The sequence below is a fragment of the Nocardioides sp. NPDC101246 genome (genome assembly GCF_044767415.1).
In the GTDB taxonomy this organism is placed as follows: domain Bacteria; phylum Actinomycetota; class Actinomycetes; order Propionibacteriales; family Nocardioidaceae; genus Nocardioides.
The window spans coordinates 473570-489234 of sequence record NZ_JBIWNX010000002.1; the positions used below are offsets into that span (position 1 = coordinate 473570).

Consider the following 15665-nt stretch of genomic DNA (forward strand, 5'->3'; position numbering starts at 1 on the left):
GCCGCCCCGCCGGGCGCGCCCCCCCCCCCCCGCCCGGGCCCCCCCCCCCCCCGGGGGGGGGGGGGGGGCCCCCCCCCCCCCCCGCAAACCCGACGCAAGCCAGACCGAAAGACGAACCCAGGCACGGGTTTCTGGACGCTCAGAAGTGCGTCCACCCCGTAGCCCCCTCGTAGACCTCCCCGTCGACCGTGACCGGCTCCCCACCCGGCTCACCGATCGTCCCGATCACGGTCCACCCCTGCGGCAGCTCGACGTCAGGCGGGAACGCGGCGAGCAGGGAGTGGTCCTCTCCCCCGCCCAGCACGAACGCGAGCGCGTCGGCGCCCGTGGCCGAGGCGACCGCGTTGAGCTCGTCGGGGACGGTCAGCGCGGCGGTGTGCACGTCGATGGAGACCTCCGAGGCATCGGCGATGTGCCGGGCCTCGGACAGGAGACCGTCGGAGACGTCGATCAGTGCCGAGGCACCGGCCGCCGCGGCGGCGGGACCGGCTGCGTACGGCGGCTGCGGGCGGCGGTAGGCGTCGACCAGCACGCGTGGTGAGCGGAAGCCTCGCTTGAGGATCGCCAGGCCGGCCGCGGCCCACCCCTGGCGGCCACACAGCGCGAGTACGTCGCCCGGCTCCGCACCGGAGCGAAGGACCGGTGCCTGGGCGACCGCGCCGATGGCTGTCACGGAGATCACGATCTGGTCGGCACCGGTGATGTCACCGCCGACGACGGAGGCCCCGACCAGCGCGCACTCCGCGGCGAATCCCTCGGCGAAGTCGACCGCCCACTCGGCCGGGAGGTCCGCGGGAAGGGCGAGCCCGAGAGTCATCGAGTGGGCGACGCCACCCATCGCGGCGATGTCGGCGAGGTTCTGGCCCGCCGCCCGGTGGCCGATGTGGGACGCCTCGGCCCAGTCCCGCCGGAAGTGGCGGCCCTCGACGAGCAGGTCGGTCGAGACCACCACGTGGCCCTGCTTGACGCGCACCAGCGCAGCGTCGTCACCGGGGCCGACCAGCACCTGCTCTCCCTGGGCGAAGTGCTTGGTCATCTCGGTGATCAGCCCGAACTCACCGATGTCGGCGAGCGTCGTGTCCCTCGGAAAAGCCATGGCTCCATCCAACCCTCCTCGCGATGCGCGGAGATACCGGGACACGCATCGCCGTGTCTTATCCCAAGGGTCGGTGTAGGTCGATCGACAGATAACGCGATAGGTTACTTGCCTGACGTTGTGCCAAGGAAGGCACGGAGAACAGGAGCAGCACCATGGTCGTACAGGCGTACATCCTCATCCAGACCGACGTCGGCAAGGCCGCGGAGGTCGCCACCGAGATCGGCAAGATCCAGGGCGTGACCCTGGCTGAGGACGTCACCGGTCCGTACGACGTGATCGTCCGTGCCGAGGCCCGCAACGTCGACGAGCTCGGCAAGATGGTCGTGGCGCGCGTCCAGAGCCTCGAAGGCATCACCCGCACCCTGACCTGCCCGGTCGTCCACATCTGATTTACGGCTGCACCCGGCCGTCTGTTACAACGAACTCATGAGCACACCTCCTCTTTCCGGGCCCGTCGCCGTCATCGCCGGCGGGCTGAGCCACGAACGCGACGTGTCGCTGGCCTCTGGCCGCAACCTCGTGCGCGAGCTGTCGGCGCTGGGCGTGGAGGTGGCTGCGTACGACTTCGACCGGGCGCTGCTGCACAACCTCGAGCGCGACAAGGCGGTCGTGGCGCTGCCGGCTCTGCACGGCCAGTTCGGTGAGGACGGCGAGATCCAGACGCTGCTGGAGCTGATCGGGATCCCGTACGTCGGCACCGTCTCCACCTCCTGCCGCGTCGCGTTCGACAAGACGGCCGCCCGCGAGCTCCTGCGCCGCGGGGGCATCCCGGTGCCGGACTCGGTCTCGCTGTCGTCCACGACGTTCCGCGACGTCGGGGCGCCGGTGCTGATGGAGCACGTCATCTCCCGGCTGGGTGAGCGGGTCGTGGTCAAGCCCTCACGCGGCGGCTCGGCGCTCGGCGTCACCGGCGTCGACGGCCTCTCCGCCCTCCCCGCCGCCCTGGTCAAGACCTACGCCTACTGCGACGAGGCGCTCATCGAGCGCTTCTACGGCGGCATCGACGTCTCCGTGGTGGTCCACGAGACGGATGAGGGGGTCAAGCCGCTGACCCCGATCGCCATCGACTTCAGCAAGGGCCACGAGTTCGACTTCGCGGCGCGCTACACCGCCGAGTTCGTCGGCTTCGGCCGCCCCGACCTCCCCGACACGCTGATCGCCGAGCTCGGCGAGACCGCCGTACGCGCCCACGAGCTGCTCGGCATGCGCGACATCTCCCGCACCGACTTCATGGTCACCCCCGACGGCAGCTTCGTCGTCCTCGAGGTCGCCATCACCCCCGGTGCCACCGAGACCAGCGTGTTCCCCTTCGCCGCCAAGCACGACGGCACCTCGATGGGCGAGGTCACCCTCGCCCTCCTCAAGCGCGCCCTCGCCCGCTGACCCCTTGCCGAGTCGGCTCGTCCTGACGCAAAACCACGCCGAGTCGGCTCGTTAGAACGAGCCGACTCGGCGTGGTTTTCGGTCAGTTGGAGCCGACTCGGGCTCAGCTGAGGCCGGTGAGCTTGCCGGCGATGCCGCCGGCGGCCTTGAGGGCTACGCCCTCCTCGAAGTTCCGGGTGACCTGGGGGACGTGCTTCTCGGCCTCGGCGATGGCGCTGGTGAGCACCTCGGAGGCCGGGGTGTCGGGCCACAGGTAGAGCGAGAGGGCGCCGGGGATCGAGTTGACCTCGTTGATGAAGACCTCGCCCTTGCCGTCGGAGAGGAAGTCGATGCGCAGGATGCCGGTCAGGCCGGTGAGCTCCACGACGCGTACGGCGAGGTCCTTGATCTGCTTGGTGATCGACTCCTCGACCTGGGCCGGGAACTCGCGCGGGGAGGAGGAGAGGCCGTCGGTGTGGACGTACTTGGCGGAGTAGTCGTACATCTTCGCCTCGTCCGAGCGCAGCGGACGCTCGACGTCGCTCACCACGACCTCGGGCGCGGTGCGGACCGAGGCGTTGAGGTCGAAGAGGTCGGGGCGGTACGGCTCGACGACCGCGCCCGCACGCAGGTGCGGTGAGGTGTTGAGGAGCGCCAGGCCGGTCTCGTAGTCGTCGACGACCTCGATGCCGATCGAGGAGCCACCGAAGCGCGGCTTGACGATGTAGGGGCCCTCGAAGGACGGGGCGGCGTAACGCGAGAGCAGCTCGCGCTGCAGCGACGGGAGGTCGGCGTTGAGCATGACCGCGCCGAAGGCGAGCTTGTCCATGCCGAGCGCGGCGGAGGCCGGGGTGGCGCCGGTGGCCTTGAGGCCGGCCAGCTCGAAGAGCCACTGGATGCCGCCGGCCTCGCCCGCACCGCCGTGGAAGGCGGAGAGGATCGGGCCGGTCTCGAGGCGCTTGCCACCGCCGAAGCCGCCGACGGTGTAGAACCCGTCGCCCTTCTCGGAGCCGAGGCGGAACTCGACCGCCTTGGAGCCCTTCGGCTCGCCACCGATGAAGTCGCGCGCCTCCTGCTTGGCGGGCACCAGGAACCACTTGTCGGAACGCGCCCAGTAGAGGCACGTCACCTCGACGCCGGCACCGGAGAGGACCCGCTCGGCCTGGAGGCCGGTGAGGATGCTGATGTCGTGCTCGGCGCTGGGACCGCCGAAGACGATGGTGGCCTTGGTTACGCTCATGGTGAAAGCTCCTGGGGGTCCTACGCGTAGTGGTCGGGGAGGTCGTTCTCGTACAGCACCACGTCGCCCTCCTTGGCGGCGGTCAGCGCATGATCCGCTGCCGCCTTACGGCTTTCGAACGCAGTGGTTCGCGCAGGCTCCCCCGCCTGCAGCGCTTTTCGGTTGGTGCGACCGACGATGCACAGCTGCATCTTGTCGGAGGCCGTGGCAGCCTGCGCGAACTCGATGTTGCGCGCGGCCTGCTCGGTGCCCAGCTCGACCATACCGGGCGTGATGGTCCACACCGTGCCCGACTCCCCTGCCAGCCGCTTGGCCTTGGCGAGCGCGGCGGCCGCGCCGGTCGGGTTGGAGTTGAAGGTGTCGTCGACGACCCACACGCCGCCGGGGGTCTTGTTGGCCTCGGCGCGGTGGGGCGTGCCGGGGATCGACGCCAGCCGCTGGGTGATCGTCTCGATCGGCACCTCGACGGCGAGGGCGAGGCCGACGGCGATCGCGACGTTGATCGGGTGGCCGACCTCGTCGGGGAGGTCGACGGCGTACGTCTGGTTGTTGATGGTCAGCCGGCCGTCGGCGACCACGACCTCGGCGGCGGTGCCCGGCACGGCCGAGCAGGCGATGACGCGCTTGCTGGCGCGGAGGTTCTCGGCGATGAGGGCGAGCTCGGGTACGTCGATGTTGAGCACCACGGTCGCGGCCTTCGGCAGGATCTCCGACTTGGCCTTCACGATCGTCTCGCGCGACTTCATCCGCTCCAGGTGGGCCTCGCCGATCGTGGTGATGGCGGCGACCTCGGGCGGGAAGATCTCGGTCAGCTCGGCGATCTCGCCGGGACCGTAGGTGCCCATCTCGGCCACGAAGATGTCGGTGCCGGGCTGGAGGCGGTCGTTGACGGCGCGGGAGAGGCCCATGGCGTTGTTGAAGCTCGCCGGCGAGGCCAGCGTCGACCAGCGGCCCTGCATGAGGTGGGTGGCGTAGTTCTTCGTCGAGGTCTTGCCGTAGGAGCCGGTGATCGCGACGATCCTCGGGTTGACCTTCTTGATCGTGGCGGCGGCCTGGACCTGCCACTTCTTCGCCATCGTCTTCTCGACCGGCCACATGATCGCCAGCGCCGCCTCGGCGAGCGGGACCGCGAGGATCGGGAGAAGGCCGGCGGCGGCTGGCGCCGCCAGCGCGATCACGACGGTGACGATCGCGTGCAGCACGAACAGCACACCGGCCAGGCGCTTGACGCGGTCGGTCCACACCAGCCGCTTGGCACCGCTGAAGCTCATCCCGGCCGGCCAGCCGATGAACAGCAGCGCGCCCACGAGCGCCCCGTAGGGCAGCACGAACGCGGCCAGACAGACCACGACCACCGCGGCGAGCAGGATCGCCTCGACCGGGCGGGCCTTGATCCAGATCCACTCGATCGCGAACAGCCGCATCGGCTCGTAGTGCTCACGCTGAGCGACCCGCAGCCAGCGGTAGTAGGAGATCAGGGTCAGCGCGGAGGTGACCAGGACGATCCACATGCTTCTTCTTCAGCCCCTCAGATTCAAAACGTACGCAGTTCGTCGATCGAGCCTCGAAGGCTCTTGACCAGCCCGGCATCGAGCAGGTGCGCCGAGCCGGACACGATCTCCAGGGTCGCGTTGTCCCCCAGGATCTCCATGGCCTCACCGGGCATCCAGACCGGTGCGGCGGTGTCGTTCTCACCCCAGATCAGGCGGACCGGAAGGTCCTTCGGGATGGCCGCGAGCTGGTCGGTGTAATCGTCGTTGACGGCCTTCACGAGCACCTCGCGCATCACCCCCTTGGCGTTGCGGTAGTCCTCTGAGCCGTACGTCTCCCGCAGCTGCTCCATCTTCGACTCCGAGATGAGCTTCTTCGAGTACGCCCAGCGCCCGACCCGGTAGGCAAGCTTGGGCTTCCCACCAGCCTTGGGACGGAAGAGCGGGACGCCGGTGAGCACCACCCCACGGATGAGCTCGGGATGCGCAGCCGCGAGATGGACGGAGACCCGGCCACCGAAGGAGTGCCCGACGAGGACAGGTCGGTCGAGGCCTCGCAGGATCTCGGCGAGCCACTCGGCGTACGCTCTCGTCCCCCATCCCTCCTCAGGGGCAGGCGTGGCACCGAAGCCGGGCTGGTCGAGCGCGAGCGCGTCCAGGCCCTCGAGCGTCGAGCCCCAGTCGCTGCGGTTGCGCGCCCAGCCGTGCAGCGCCACGACGGTGGCAGCATCCTTGCCGTGCTTCTCACCGAAGGCACGTCCATCCAGCAGGGTCGTCAACACGGCCGCAACCTTATCCGGGACCATGCCCTGACCCGTAACCGCGCGGCGCGTGGGGCTCAGTTGTCGAGGGAGCAATAGGGTCGAACACATGGATCACAAGCCCGCCACGATCGCCGTCCACGCCGGGCGGCCGGCCCACGAGCCCGACCAGCCGCTCAACGTACCGATCACGATGGCCTCGACCTATGTGGCCGGCGGGGACAAGGAGTACGGGCGCTACACCAACGACGCGTGGGTGGCGTTCGAGGAGGCGCTCGGGAAGCTGGAGGGCGGGCGGGCGCTGTCGTTCGCGTCCGGGCTCGCGGCGATCGCGACGCTGCTCGACCTGGTCAACGACTCCGTGGTCGTGGCCACCGAGCAGAGCTATCTGGGGACCATCGGTCAGCTGGCCGACCTCGAGGGGCGCGGCCGGCTGACCGCGCGCCTCGCGGACTTCTCCGACACCGCCGCGGTCGTGAAGCTGCTCGAGAAGCTCGACGGCGAGGTCGCACTGGTCTGGGTCGAGACGCCGACCAACCCCGGGATGCAGCTGGCCGACCTGCCGGCCGTCATCGCCGCGGCGCACAAGGCCGGGGCGCGGGTCGTGGTCGACAACACCTTCGCCACTCCCCTGCTCCAGCAGCCGCTCGCGCTCGGCGCGGACATCGTCATCCACTCGGCCACCAAGTTCATCGCCGGCCACTCCGACGTCGTCATGGGCGCGGTCGTCGTCTCCGACGACACGCTGTGGGATGTGCTCAAGGCCCGTCGCGACCTACTCGGGGCGATCCCCGGACCGTTCGAGGCGTGGCTGGCGCTTCGCGGGCTCCGTACGCTGCACCTGCGCGTCGAGCGCTCCGCCGCCAACGCGGCGACCCTCGCGGAGCGCCTGGCCGCGCACCCGGCGGTCGCGGAGGTCCGCTACCCCGGGTTCGGCGGCATGCTCGCGGCCGTCCTTCCCACCGCCGAGCAGGCCGACCTGCTGACCCACTCGACCTCGCTGTGGGTCCATGCGACCTCCCTCGGCGGCGTCGAGTCCACCTTCGAGCGCCGTCGCCGCTGGAAGACCGAGTCGTCGACGGTGCCCGAGGGGCTCGTGCGGATGTCGGTCGGGATCGAGGACGTCGACGACCTCTGGGCCGACCTCCTCCAGGCACTCGACCGCATCGGGAGCTAGTCGGTCGGGGCCACCGGGCTCACCACCAGAGCCGACCCGCCGCCGCGTCGCCACGGCTCGGCGGTCGAGGTCAGCAGGCCGTCGGGGCCGATCTCGATCGCGGTGGCCGCGCCGAGCTCAGCGGTCGGGGCGAAGCTGTGCCCCAGCGATGTCAACGGCCCTCCGTAGGCTTCGATGAACGCCGGCTCGGCACCCGTGCTCGCTCCGTTGCGCTGCGAGACCCGCGGCGCCGCCATCGCCTCGGGCAGGGTCCGGTCGCGCGCGTACCGCTCGACGAGGATCTGGAGCACCGTGGTGATGATCGTCGAGCCGCCCGGTGACCCGACCGCCAGCACGGGCCGGCCCTCGGAGAGGACGATCGTGGGTGCCATCGAGCTGCGCGGGCGCTTGTCGGGCTCGATCCGGTTGGGGTCGTCGGCCCGGTAGGTCGTCGAGAAGTCGGTCAGCTCGTTGTTGAGGATGAAGCCGCGGCCGGGCACGGTGATCCCCGATCCGCCGGTCTGCTCGATGGTCAGGGTGTATTCGACGACGTTGCCCCAACGGTCGACCACGGTCAGGTTGGTGGTCTCGAGGTTCTCGGTGTCCCTCGCGGTCTCGCCCGCGCCTGCCGCGCCGTCGCAGACCCCGTCGAAGTCGTACGCATCCCCGGCGGCCACCGGCTTCGGCCGGGCCGCCGCGGGGTCGATCCCGCAGGCCCGCTCGGCGGCGAAGGTGTCGTCGAGAAGTGCCTCGACGGGTACGTCGACGTGGTCGGGGTCGCCGAGGTAGGCGCCCCGGTCGGCGAAGGCGATCGCGCTCGCCTCGAGCAGGTGGTGGTAGGCCTCGGTATTGCTCATCCCGGCCAGCTCGTAGCGCTCCAGGATGTTGAGCGCCTCACCCACCGAGGTGCCTCCCGAGGACGGCGGCGCCATCCCGTAGACCTCCAGGTCCCGGTAGGTCGAGCGGGTCGGCTCGCGATCGGGGGCGGTGTAGGCGTCGAGGTCCTCGGTGGTCACCCAGCCGGCCGGAACCGGCAGGTCGGTGTCGTCGGTCTTCGGCGGCTCGGCGACCGTCTTGGCGATCTGCGCGGCCAGCGGGCCGCGGTAGAAGGCCTTCACGCCCTTGCGGCCGAGCAGGTCGTAGGTGGCGGCGAGGTCGGGGTTGCGGAACCGGCTCCCGACCTCGGGCGCCGATCCTCCGGGAAGGAATAGTTCCGCTGTGGAATCGATCGCTGCGAAACGTTCCGCGTTGTCGACTGTCTGCTGGCGGAAGGTCTCGTCGACGACGAACCCCTGACGGGCCAGTCGCGCGGCCGGCGCGAGCGACTGGGCGAGCGAGCGCGTCCCCCACTTTCGAAGCGCCTTGTCCCAGGTCAGCGGGGTGCCGGGCACGCCGACCGAGGCTCCGCTGGTGACCATGTCGGGGAAGAACGGGTACTCATTCCCGGTCTCGGGGTCGATGAACGCGTCGTGCGGCATCGCGGCCGGCGCCTTCTCCCGCCCGTCGATCGTCTCGACCTCACCGGTGCGCGCGGAGTAGTGCACGAAGAAGCCGCCCCCGCCGATCCCGGCCGAGTAGGGCTCGGTCACGCCGAGCGCCGCAGCCGCCGCGACCGCGGCGTCGACCGCGTTTCCACCTGTGCGCAGCACCTCGAGCCCGACCCGGCTCGCGTCGGCGTCGACGCTCGCCACCGCGCCGCCGTACCCGACCGCGGTGGGCATCTTCGGTGGTGGTGCCGGCCTGCCGTCCGGAGCGACGGCCGCCCCGGCGTACGGGACCAGGGTGGCCAGCGCGAGCGCACCTCCGGTCAGTGTGGCGACAACTGCAGAGCGGCGTCCGAGCATGGCGGTCTCCCAGAGATTGACGGCCCGTCGAACGTACTACTTCGCCGCCGACCTCGAATTACGTTCTGAAATTCCTTAATTAGTAAGGGTTGCTTACAAACAAACTGCCTGCCACCATCGAATGGCGATTCGGGCGCCTGGTGCCCGAGCCAGCCATCACCTCGGAGGTGTCACCATGCATGTCGCCTTGCCCCGTTCCCCACGGAGATCACGCCGGATCATCGGCCTGCTCGTCGGCTCACTCGCCGGAGCACTCGCCCTCACCGGCACGCTCGTCCTCACCAGCACTCCATCCAGCGCATCGCTGAAGACAGCCGCCGCGGAGCCGACCGCGATCAACGGCTACCGCAACGTCGGCTACTTCGTGCAGTGGGGCGTCTACGGCCGCGCCTTCAAGCTCAAGCAGCTGGAGACGTCCGGGGTCGCGAACGACCTCACCCACCTCAACTACGCCTTCGGCAACATCCACCACCAGACGCTGACGTGCTTCGAGGCCAACAAGGCCCAGGGCGAGGGGCCCAACGGCTCCGACGGCGCCGGTGACGCCTACGCCGACTACGGGATGTCGTACGCCGCGGACGCGTCCGTCTCCGGAACCGCCGACAGCTGGGACCAGCCCCTGGCCGGCTCCTTCAACCAGCTCAAGCAGCTCAAGGCGAAGCACCCCGACCTGAAGGTCCTGCTCTCGCTGGGCGGCTGGACCTGGTCGAAGAACTTCTCCCTCGCCGCGGCGACCCCGGAGTCGCGACGCAAGTTCGTCTCCTCCTGCGTCGACCTCTACATCAAGGGCAACCTGCCGGTCATCGACGGCCGCGGTGGCGCCGGATCGGCCGCGGGCGTCTTCGACGGCTTCGACATCGACTGGGAGTGGCCGGGATCGCCCAACGGCAACACCGGCAACCATGTCGACCCGGTCAACGACCGCGCCAACTTCAAGGCGCTCCTGGCCGAGTTCCGCTCCCAGCTGGACGCCCTCGGCTCGACCACGGGCAAGGACTACCAGCTCTCGGCGTTCCTTCCGGCCAACCCGCAAGACATCGAGGCGGGCGGCTGGAACGACCCGGCGATCTTCGACTCCCTCGACTTCGGCAACATCCAGGGCTATGACCTGTGGGGCGCCTGGGACCCGACGCTGACCGGCCACCAGGGCAACCTCTACCCCGACCCCGCCGACCCCCGCCCCGACGGCAAGCGGTTCAGCGTGGACGAGTCGGTCAGCGAGTACCTCGACGCCGGCGTCTCACCGGCCCAGCTCGGCCTGGGCATGGCGGCGTACGGCCGCGGCTGGCAGGGAGCCAGCTCGGCCAACGCGTGGGGTCCGGCGACCGCCGCGGCACCAGGGACGTACGAGGCGGGCAACGAGGACTACGACAAGCTCAAGTCCCGCGGCACCGACCACTACGACGCCGCGGTCGGCGCCGCGTGGCGCTACGACGGCAACCAGTGGTGGAGCTACGACAACACCCGGACGATCGCGCAGAAGGCCTCCTACGCCATCTCCAAGGGCCTCGGCGGAGGCATGTGGTGGGAGCTGTCCGGTGACCGTCAGGGCGAGCTGGTCGGCACCTTCGCCGACGCGATGCGCAACGGCACCGGCGGCCCGGTCGAGGAGCCGGACCCGACCGACCCGCCGACCGAGGAGCCCACGGACCCGCCGACCGACCCGCCGACGGACCCGCCGGCCGCAGCCGCATGGTCGGCCAGCACGGTGTACGTCGCCGGTGACCGCGTCACCTACGGCGGTCACCTGTGGGAGGCCAAGTGGTGGACCCAGGGCAACACCCCCGGCACCGAGGAGTGGGGCCCCTGGAAGGACCTCGGCACCGCCTGAGCCTTCGTCAAGGTATGCAGACAAAGGCCCGCTTCCCGCGCGGAGTTCCGCGCGGGAAGCGGGCCTTCGCCTGCATACCTTGACGAAGGGACCTACTCGGTCTCCGCCTTCGTCGGCCGCTCGAGCATCTCGTCCATGATCTCGCTGACGGTCTTGGCGCCGGAGACGACGTCGTCGACGTACTGCGCCAGCGGCACGTCGACCCCGACCTTCGCGGCCAGCTCGCGCAGCGAGTGCGACGACTTGGCGCCCTCGGCGACCTGGTGGCTGGAGGCGAGGATGTCAGCGGTGGTCATGCCCTTGCCGAGCTTCTCCCCGAACGTACGGTTGCGAGACAGCGGCGAGGAGCAGGTCGCGGCCAGGTCACCGAGGCCGGCCAGACCCATGAGGGTCATCGGGTTGGCGCCGAGCTGCATCGCCAGCCGCGCGGTCTCGGCGAGGCCACGGGTGATCAGCGACGCCTGGGTGTTGTCGCCGAAACCCATCCCGGCGGCCATCCCGGTCGAGATCGCGACCACGTTCTTGTAGGCCCCGCCGATCTCGCAGCCGACCACGTCGGTCGAGGTGTAGGGACGGAACGCCGGCGAGTGCACACGCGCCTGGATCGCCTTGGCGACCTCCTCGTCGGCGCACGCCACCACTCCGGCGGCGGGCTCGCGACGGATGATCTCCTTGGACAGGTTGGGGCCGCTGACCACCGCGATCCGCTCCGGTCCCGCACCCGTGACATGGGCGATCACCTCGCTCATCCGCTCGAGGGTGCCGAGCTCGACACCCTTCATCAGCGAGACCAGCGGTACGTCCTGGGGCAGGAACGGCGCCCAGTCGGTGAGGTTGGCGCGCAGCGTCTGCGAGGGCGCCGCGAGGACGACCAGCTCGGCCCCGTACGCCGCCTTCTCCATGTCGTGGGTCGCGCTGATGTTGTGCGGCAGCTCGGTGCCCGGGTGGTAGTCGGGGTTCTCGTGGGTGTCGTTGATCGCCGCGGCGACCTCCTCACGGCGCGCCCACATGGTCACGTCGTTGCCGGCGTCGGCGAGGATGACCGAGAACGCGGTGCCCCACGAGCCCGCTCCGAAGACCGCTACCTTGCCCGATGCTCCGCTCATTTGGTGTTCCTCTTCTTGTCGGGGTTCCCGGTCTCGTTCACGCCGGCCTTCTTCGGGTCGAAGAGCTCGCTGGGCGGCTCCTCCTCCCGGATGTCGGCCACCAGGCCGACGATCGCCTTCATGATCCGGTCGGTCGCCTGGTTGACGACCGCCGAGGTGTGCTCCTGGACCTCGAGATCCTTCAGGTCGACCGGGTCACCGATCTTCATCTGGATCATCTTGCGGCCGATCAGGTGCGGCTTGACGGAGTAGGCCGGAAGCAGGTCCTGGGCGCCCCACTGTCCCACCGGGTAGACCGGGGCACCGGTCGCGAGCGCGATCCGGGCCGCACCGGACTTGCCGCGCATCGGCCAGCCGTTCGGGTCCTTGGTGATCGAGCCCTCGACGTAGACGACCACGATGCTGCCGGCATTGACCGCCTTGACGGCCTCGTCGAACGCGGACGCACCTGCCTTCCGGTCGACCGGGATCTGACCGGCCGCGCGCAGATACTTGCCCAGCGCGCCCTTGAACAGGCTCGCCTTCCCCAGGTAGCTCGGCCGACGGCCGTAGTCCCAGACGATGTGCGCGGCGGTGAACGGGTCGATCTCGGAGACATGGTTGAGCGCGATCACCGCTCCCCCGCTCTCCGGGATCTTCTCGCCGCCCTCCCACTGGTGCTTGGTGGTCGCGAGAAGGACGGGCTTCACGATGCCGACGGCCACGACCCACGGCCAGCCGAGCTTGTCCTCCTGGAACTTCCGGTACTTTCCCACGCAGGGCAGGCTACCGGGCCGTCTCCGCGTGGTTGTGAGATACCTGTCAGGATCTACCTCGATGCCTGTACCTGCACCCGGTTACGTCGTACTGCTGCCCGTCAAGCCTCCGGCGCGCGGCAAGTCCCGGCTGGTCGGAATCGAGTCGCACGAACGGGCCGATCTCGCCCGGTCGTTCGCCCTCGACACCGCCGAGTCGTGTCTGGCCGCCGCGGGCGTCGGCGCCGTGCTGGTGATCACCGACGACTCCTACTTCGCCGCCGACGTCGCCCGTCTCGGCGCTGCCGTCATCCCCGACGGGGTCAGCGGGGACCTCAACGAGACCCTCGTGCAAGGAGCGCTCGAAGCCCGGCGCCGCTGGCCGGGGCTCCGCCCTGCTGCCCTGTGCGGGGACCTGCCGGCTCTCCGCTCCGCCGACCTCGACGCGGCGCTGAGCGCCGCGGACGGGTTCGGGGCCGCGTACGTCGAGGACGCGGCCGGCGGGGGCACCACGCTCTACACCGCGCCCCACGACCGGTTCCGGCCCGCGTTCGGGCCCGGCTCAGCCGCCGCCCACCGCGACGGCGGCGCCCATCCGCTGGAGGGCGACCTCGACTCGCTTCGCCACGACGTCGACACCCTCGAGGACCTCGAGACCGTACGCAGCCTGGGGCTCGGGCCGCGTACGACTCTCGCGTCGGTGCGCGTCGGGAGTCTCGGCTAGGACTCGGCGGGCGGCGTCTCGGGCCCGGTGGTCGGGCTGGTCGACGTCTCGCTCGCGGGCGCCTTCTTCGCCGCCGGAGCCTTCTTGGCGGCCGTGGTCTTCTTGGCGGCCGTGGTCTTCTTCGCGGCCGTGGTCTTCTTCGCGGCCGTCGTCTTCTTCGCCGCGGTCGTCTTCGCCGCGGTCGTCTTCTTCGCAGCAGTCTTCTTCGCAGCAGTCTTCTTCGCGGCGGTCGTCGCCGGGGCGGTCGTCGCCGGGGCGTCCGCGGCGGCGGTCTCCTTCGCCGCAGTGGCCGCGCCTGCGGTGGCCTTCTTCGCCGCCGGAGCCTTCTTGGCTGTCGTCTTCTTGGCGGTGGTCTGCTTCGCCGCCGGAGCCTTCTTCGCCGTCGTCTTCTTCGCCGCGGTCGTCTTCGTCGCGGTGCTCTTCTTGGCCGTGGTCTTCTTGGCCGTGGTCTTCTTCGCCGCCACGGGCTTCTCGACCGGGGTCGTCTCGACCTTGTCGGCGGTCGGCTCGGGCTTCACGACCGGCTCGGGGGTCGGCTCGGCGGGCCGCTCCACGACCGGCTCGGCGGCCTTGGCCGGCGCCTTGCGCCCTGGCCGCGGGACCTTGACCTTCGGAACGGCGGGGACCTTGAGCTTGCCGGACACCACGTCGGCGACCAGCTTCCCGGCCGTCTCCCGCACCGTGCCGACTACTCTTCCGGCCTGTTTGCCTGCATCAGCTACTCGTTTTCTCACCACACGATCGACCTTAGGCCATCTCCGGGACTTCCGAACATACCGACGGCATGTGAAAACGGACTGTTCACCTGATCTCTCCTGATTCCGGCGCCTCGACGTGGTTACCGTGGAGAGACTCGGGGCACGTCCGCAGCATTGCATCGACGTCGCAGCCTTCGGGAGACAGGACGAGGAAGGTACGACCATCACCGACGTGCACATCGACGAGGAGCAGCCCACGGTGGCGCTCGAGGAGCCGCAGACCATGGCGAGGCACAGCCGCGCCGGGATCGTGTTCTCGGCCTGCATCGTCCTCGCCCTGATCGCCTCCGTGGCCTGGCTGGCCGTCCACACGACCCGGCTCGCCGAAGGGCGCACCGGCGCCAACGTCCCCACGCCCGCGCCGCCGGCCCCCACGGTCCGCAACAGCGAGCCGGCGGTCCCGGCGACGTACGCGGACCTGCCCGTCGGCCCCGCGACGACCCTGCCCTTCGTCGACCGGGCCGGCCGGCTCCAGCTCGGCGCGAAGCCGCAGAAGGTCTTCGGCTCCCAGATGAGCGTGGCCGCGTGGACGGTGCTGATGTACGAGCGTGCGGACAAGCCCGGTCCGGTGTGGATCGCGCGGCGCGGGTCGACCATCCAGGTCCCCGGCCTGTGGACCCAGCCGGTCCTGAGCAAGGACGGCAACCAGCTCTACGCGCTCCAGCAGACCGGCGACGCCGCCTCCGCACTCGTCGCCGTGGACACCACGACCGGCGAGGAGACCGACCGGCTCGCGCTCGAGGGCACCCCTGTCGCCACCGCGGTGCTGGGCACCGACCGCACCCGCGCCTACTTCCGCACCGGCATCGTGCCCGCCCCGCCGGCGGTGCCCGGCAACTACGGCGAGCTCACCGTCTCCCGGCCGCCGGTGACCGCCTGGGATCCCGGCGAGGCCACCCAGCGGATCTCGCTGCCGCTCGGCTACCAGCAGCTGATCCCGCTGCGGCGCGGCGTACTCCTCCACAACCCCAGCGAGTGGGAGGCCCGCTTCGCCGCCATCGAGGCGGACGGCAGCCTCACCCAGCCCGGCGTCCACGCACCCCTGCCCGGATCGGTCGCGGACTCCCCCGACGGCTCGATCGTCGCCATCGCCCGCAACCCCAGCGATCCCGGGATGATCAGCTACGGCGCCGAGCGCGGCATCGCGGTCAACATGAGCACCTCCGAGCACATCGACCTGCGCGTACCCGACTCCGTCGAGAAGGTCCGCGTCGCCGGCTTCGAGTCCGACCGCAGCGTCGTCCTCTACACCGCCACCACCACCGACTCCTGGTACCTCCGCTGCTGGGTCGACACCGGCTCCTGCGACCGCGTCACCGGCTCCCAGCGTGCCGCCGACGGCCAGATCCGCATCCCCTGACCAGCCGAAAAAGCAGTTGTGGGGGGGGGGGGGGGGGGGCGGGCCCCCCCCCCACCCCCCCCCGGGGGGGGGGGGGGGGCGGGGGGGGGGGCCGGGGGGGGGGGGGGGGGGGGGGGGGGCGGGGGGGGGGGCGCGGGGGGGGGGGGGGGGGGGGGGGGGGGGGGGCGGGGGGGGGGCGCGGCCGGCCCGGGGGGGGGGGC

14 protein-coding genes are annotated in these 15665 nt (G+C 70.6%); 6 read left to right on the plus strand and 8 right to left on the minus strand.

Features of this window, described 5'->3' with window-relative positions; genetic code table 11:
• Positions 1 to 139 precede the first annotated feature (139 nt).
• Entirely contained in the window at positions 140 to 1096 is a 957-nt protein-coding gene (locus ACIRON_RS05340) for a thiamine-phosphate kinase (RefSeq protein ID WP_402989893.1), read from the minus strand.
• A 155-nt stretch (positions 1097 to 1251) separates the two neighbouring features.
• On the opposite strand from ACIRON_RS05340, the gene ACIRON_RS05345 reads away from it, so the two are divergent.
• A complete protein-coding gene (locus tag ACIRON_RS05345) occupies positions 1252 to 1488 on the plus strand; it encodes an Lrp/AsnC family transcriptional regulator (protein WP_008358330.1) in 237 nt (78 codons plus the stop codon).
• Between the two features lie 37 nt (positions 1489 to 1525).
• On the plus strand, positions 1526 to 2482 hold the full coding sequence (locus ACIRON_RS05350; RefSeq protein WP_402989897.1) for a D-alanine--D-alanine ligase: 957 nt from the start codon (positions 1526 to 1528) through the stop codon (positions 2480 to 2482).
• A gap of 103 nt (positions 2483 to 2585) precedes the next feature.
• Here ACIRON_RS05350 and ACIRON_RS05355 read toward each other — a convergent pair whose 3' ends face one another.
• Genes ACIRON_RS05355 through ACIRON_RS05365 form a run of 3 tightly spaced genes read right to left on the minus strand, consistent with a single transcriptional unit; the run spans position 2586 to position 5973 of the window.
• Positions 2586 to 3701: a hypothetical protein gene (locus tag ACIRON_RS05355; RefSeq protein ID WP_091049567.1), complete on the minus strand. Its 1116-nt coding sequence runs from the start codon at positions 3699 to 3701 to the stop codon at positions 2586 to 2588.
• 20 nt (positions 3702 to 3721) lie between these two features.
• Complete coding sequence (locus ACIRON_RS05360) at positions 3722 to 5212, minus strand: Mur ligase family protein (RefSeq protein ID WP_402989900.1); 1491 nt, start codon at positions 5210 to 5212, stop codon at positions 3722 to 3724.
• 23 nt (positions 5213 to 5235) lie between these two features.
• On the minus strand, positions 5236 to 5973 hold the full coding sequence (locus ACIRON_RS05365) for an alpha/beta fold hydrolase (RefSeq protein ID WP_402989903.1): 738 nt from the start codon (positions 5971 to 5973) through the stop codon (positions 5236 to 5238).
• An 88-nt stretch (positions 5974 to 6061) separates the two neighbouring features.
• Here ACIRON_RS05365 and ACIRON_RS05370 point away from each other — a divergent pair, with 88 nt between their 5' ends.
• Positions 6062 to 7129 carry a trans-sulfuration enzyme family protein gene (locus tag ACIRON_RS05370; RefSeq protein WP_402989906.1) on the plus strand — a complete coding sequence of 356 codons (1068 nt, stop codon included), beginning with the start codon at positions 6062 to 6064 and terminating at the stop codon, positions 7127 to 7129.
• On the opposite strand, the gene ggt is transcribed toward ACIRON_RS05370, so the two are convergent.
• Positions 7126 to 8952: a gamma-glutamyltransferase gene (gene ggt / locus ACIRON_RS05375; protein WP_402989909.1), complete on the minus strand. Its 1827-nt coding sequence runs from the start codon at positions 8950 to 8952 to the stop codon at positions 7126 to 7128. The genes ACIRON_RS05370 and ggt overlap by 4 nt on opposite strands.
• 175 nt (positions 8953 to 9127) lie before the next feature.
• Here ggt and ACIRON_RS05380 point away from each other — a divergent pair, with 175 nt between their 5' ends.
• On the plus strand, positions 9128 to 10783 hold the full coding sequence (locus ACIRON_RS05380; RefSeq protein WP_402989912.1) for a glycosyl hydrolase family 18 protein: 1656 nt from the start codon (positions 9128 to 9130) through the stop codon (positions 10781 to 10783).
• 92 nt (positions 10784 to 10875) lie between these two features.
• Here the strand turns inward: ACIRON_RS05380 and ACIRON_RS05385 are convergent, their stop codons facing one another.
• Positions 10876 to 11889 (minus strand): NAD(P)H-dependent glycerol-3-phosphate dehydrogenase, encoded by a 1014-nt coding sequence (locus ACIRON_RS05385; RefSeq protein WP_402989915.1) that lies wholly within the window; start codon positions 11887 to 11889, stop codon positions 10876 to 10878.
• Positions 11886 to 12644: a lysophospholipid acyltransferase family protein gene (locus ACIRON_RS05390; RefSeq protein WP_402989917.1), complete on the minus strand. Its 759-nt coding sequence runs from the start codon at positions 12642 to 12644 to the stop codon at positions 11886 to 11888. The genes ACIRON_RS05385 and ACIRON_RS05390 overlap by 4 nt, the downstream gene beginning before the upstream one ends.
• A 61-nt stretch (positions 12645 to 12705) precedes the next feature.
• On the opposite strand from ACIRON_RS05390, the gene cofC reads away from it, so the two are divergent.
• Positions 12706 to 13347, plus strand: a complete 642-nt coding sequence (gene cofC, locus ACIRON_RS05395) for a 2-phospho-L-lactate guanylyltransferase (RefSeq protein ID WP_402989920.1) — start codon at positions 12706 to 12708, stop codon at positions 13345 to 13347.
• Here the strand turns inward: cofC and ACIRON_RS05400 are convergent.
• A complete protein-coding gene (locus tag ACIRON_RS05400; RefSeq protein ID WP_402989922.1) occupies positions 13344 to 14027 on the minus strand; it encodes a hypothetical protein in 684 nt (227 codons plus the stop codon). The genes cofC and ACIRON_RS05400 overlap by 4 nt on opposite strands.
• A 163-nt stretch (positions 14028 to 14190) precedes the next feature.
• Between ACIRON_RS05400 and ACIRON_RS05405 the strand changes: the two genes are divergently transcribed.
• Positions 14191 to 15465: a hypothetical protein gene (locus tag ACIRON_RS05405; protein WP_402989925.1), complete on the plus strand. Its 1275-nt coding sequence runs from the start codon at positions 14191 to 14193 to the stop codon at positions 15463 to 15465.
• Positions 15466 to 15665 lie beyond the last annotated feature (200 nt).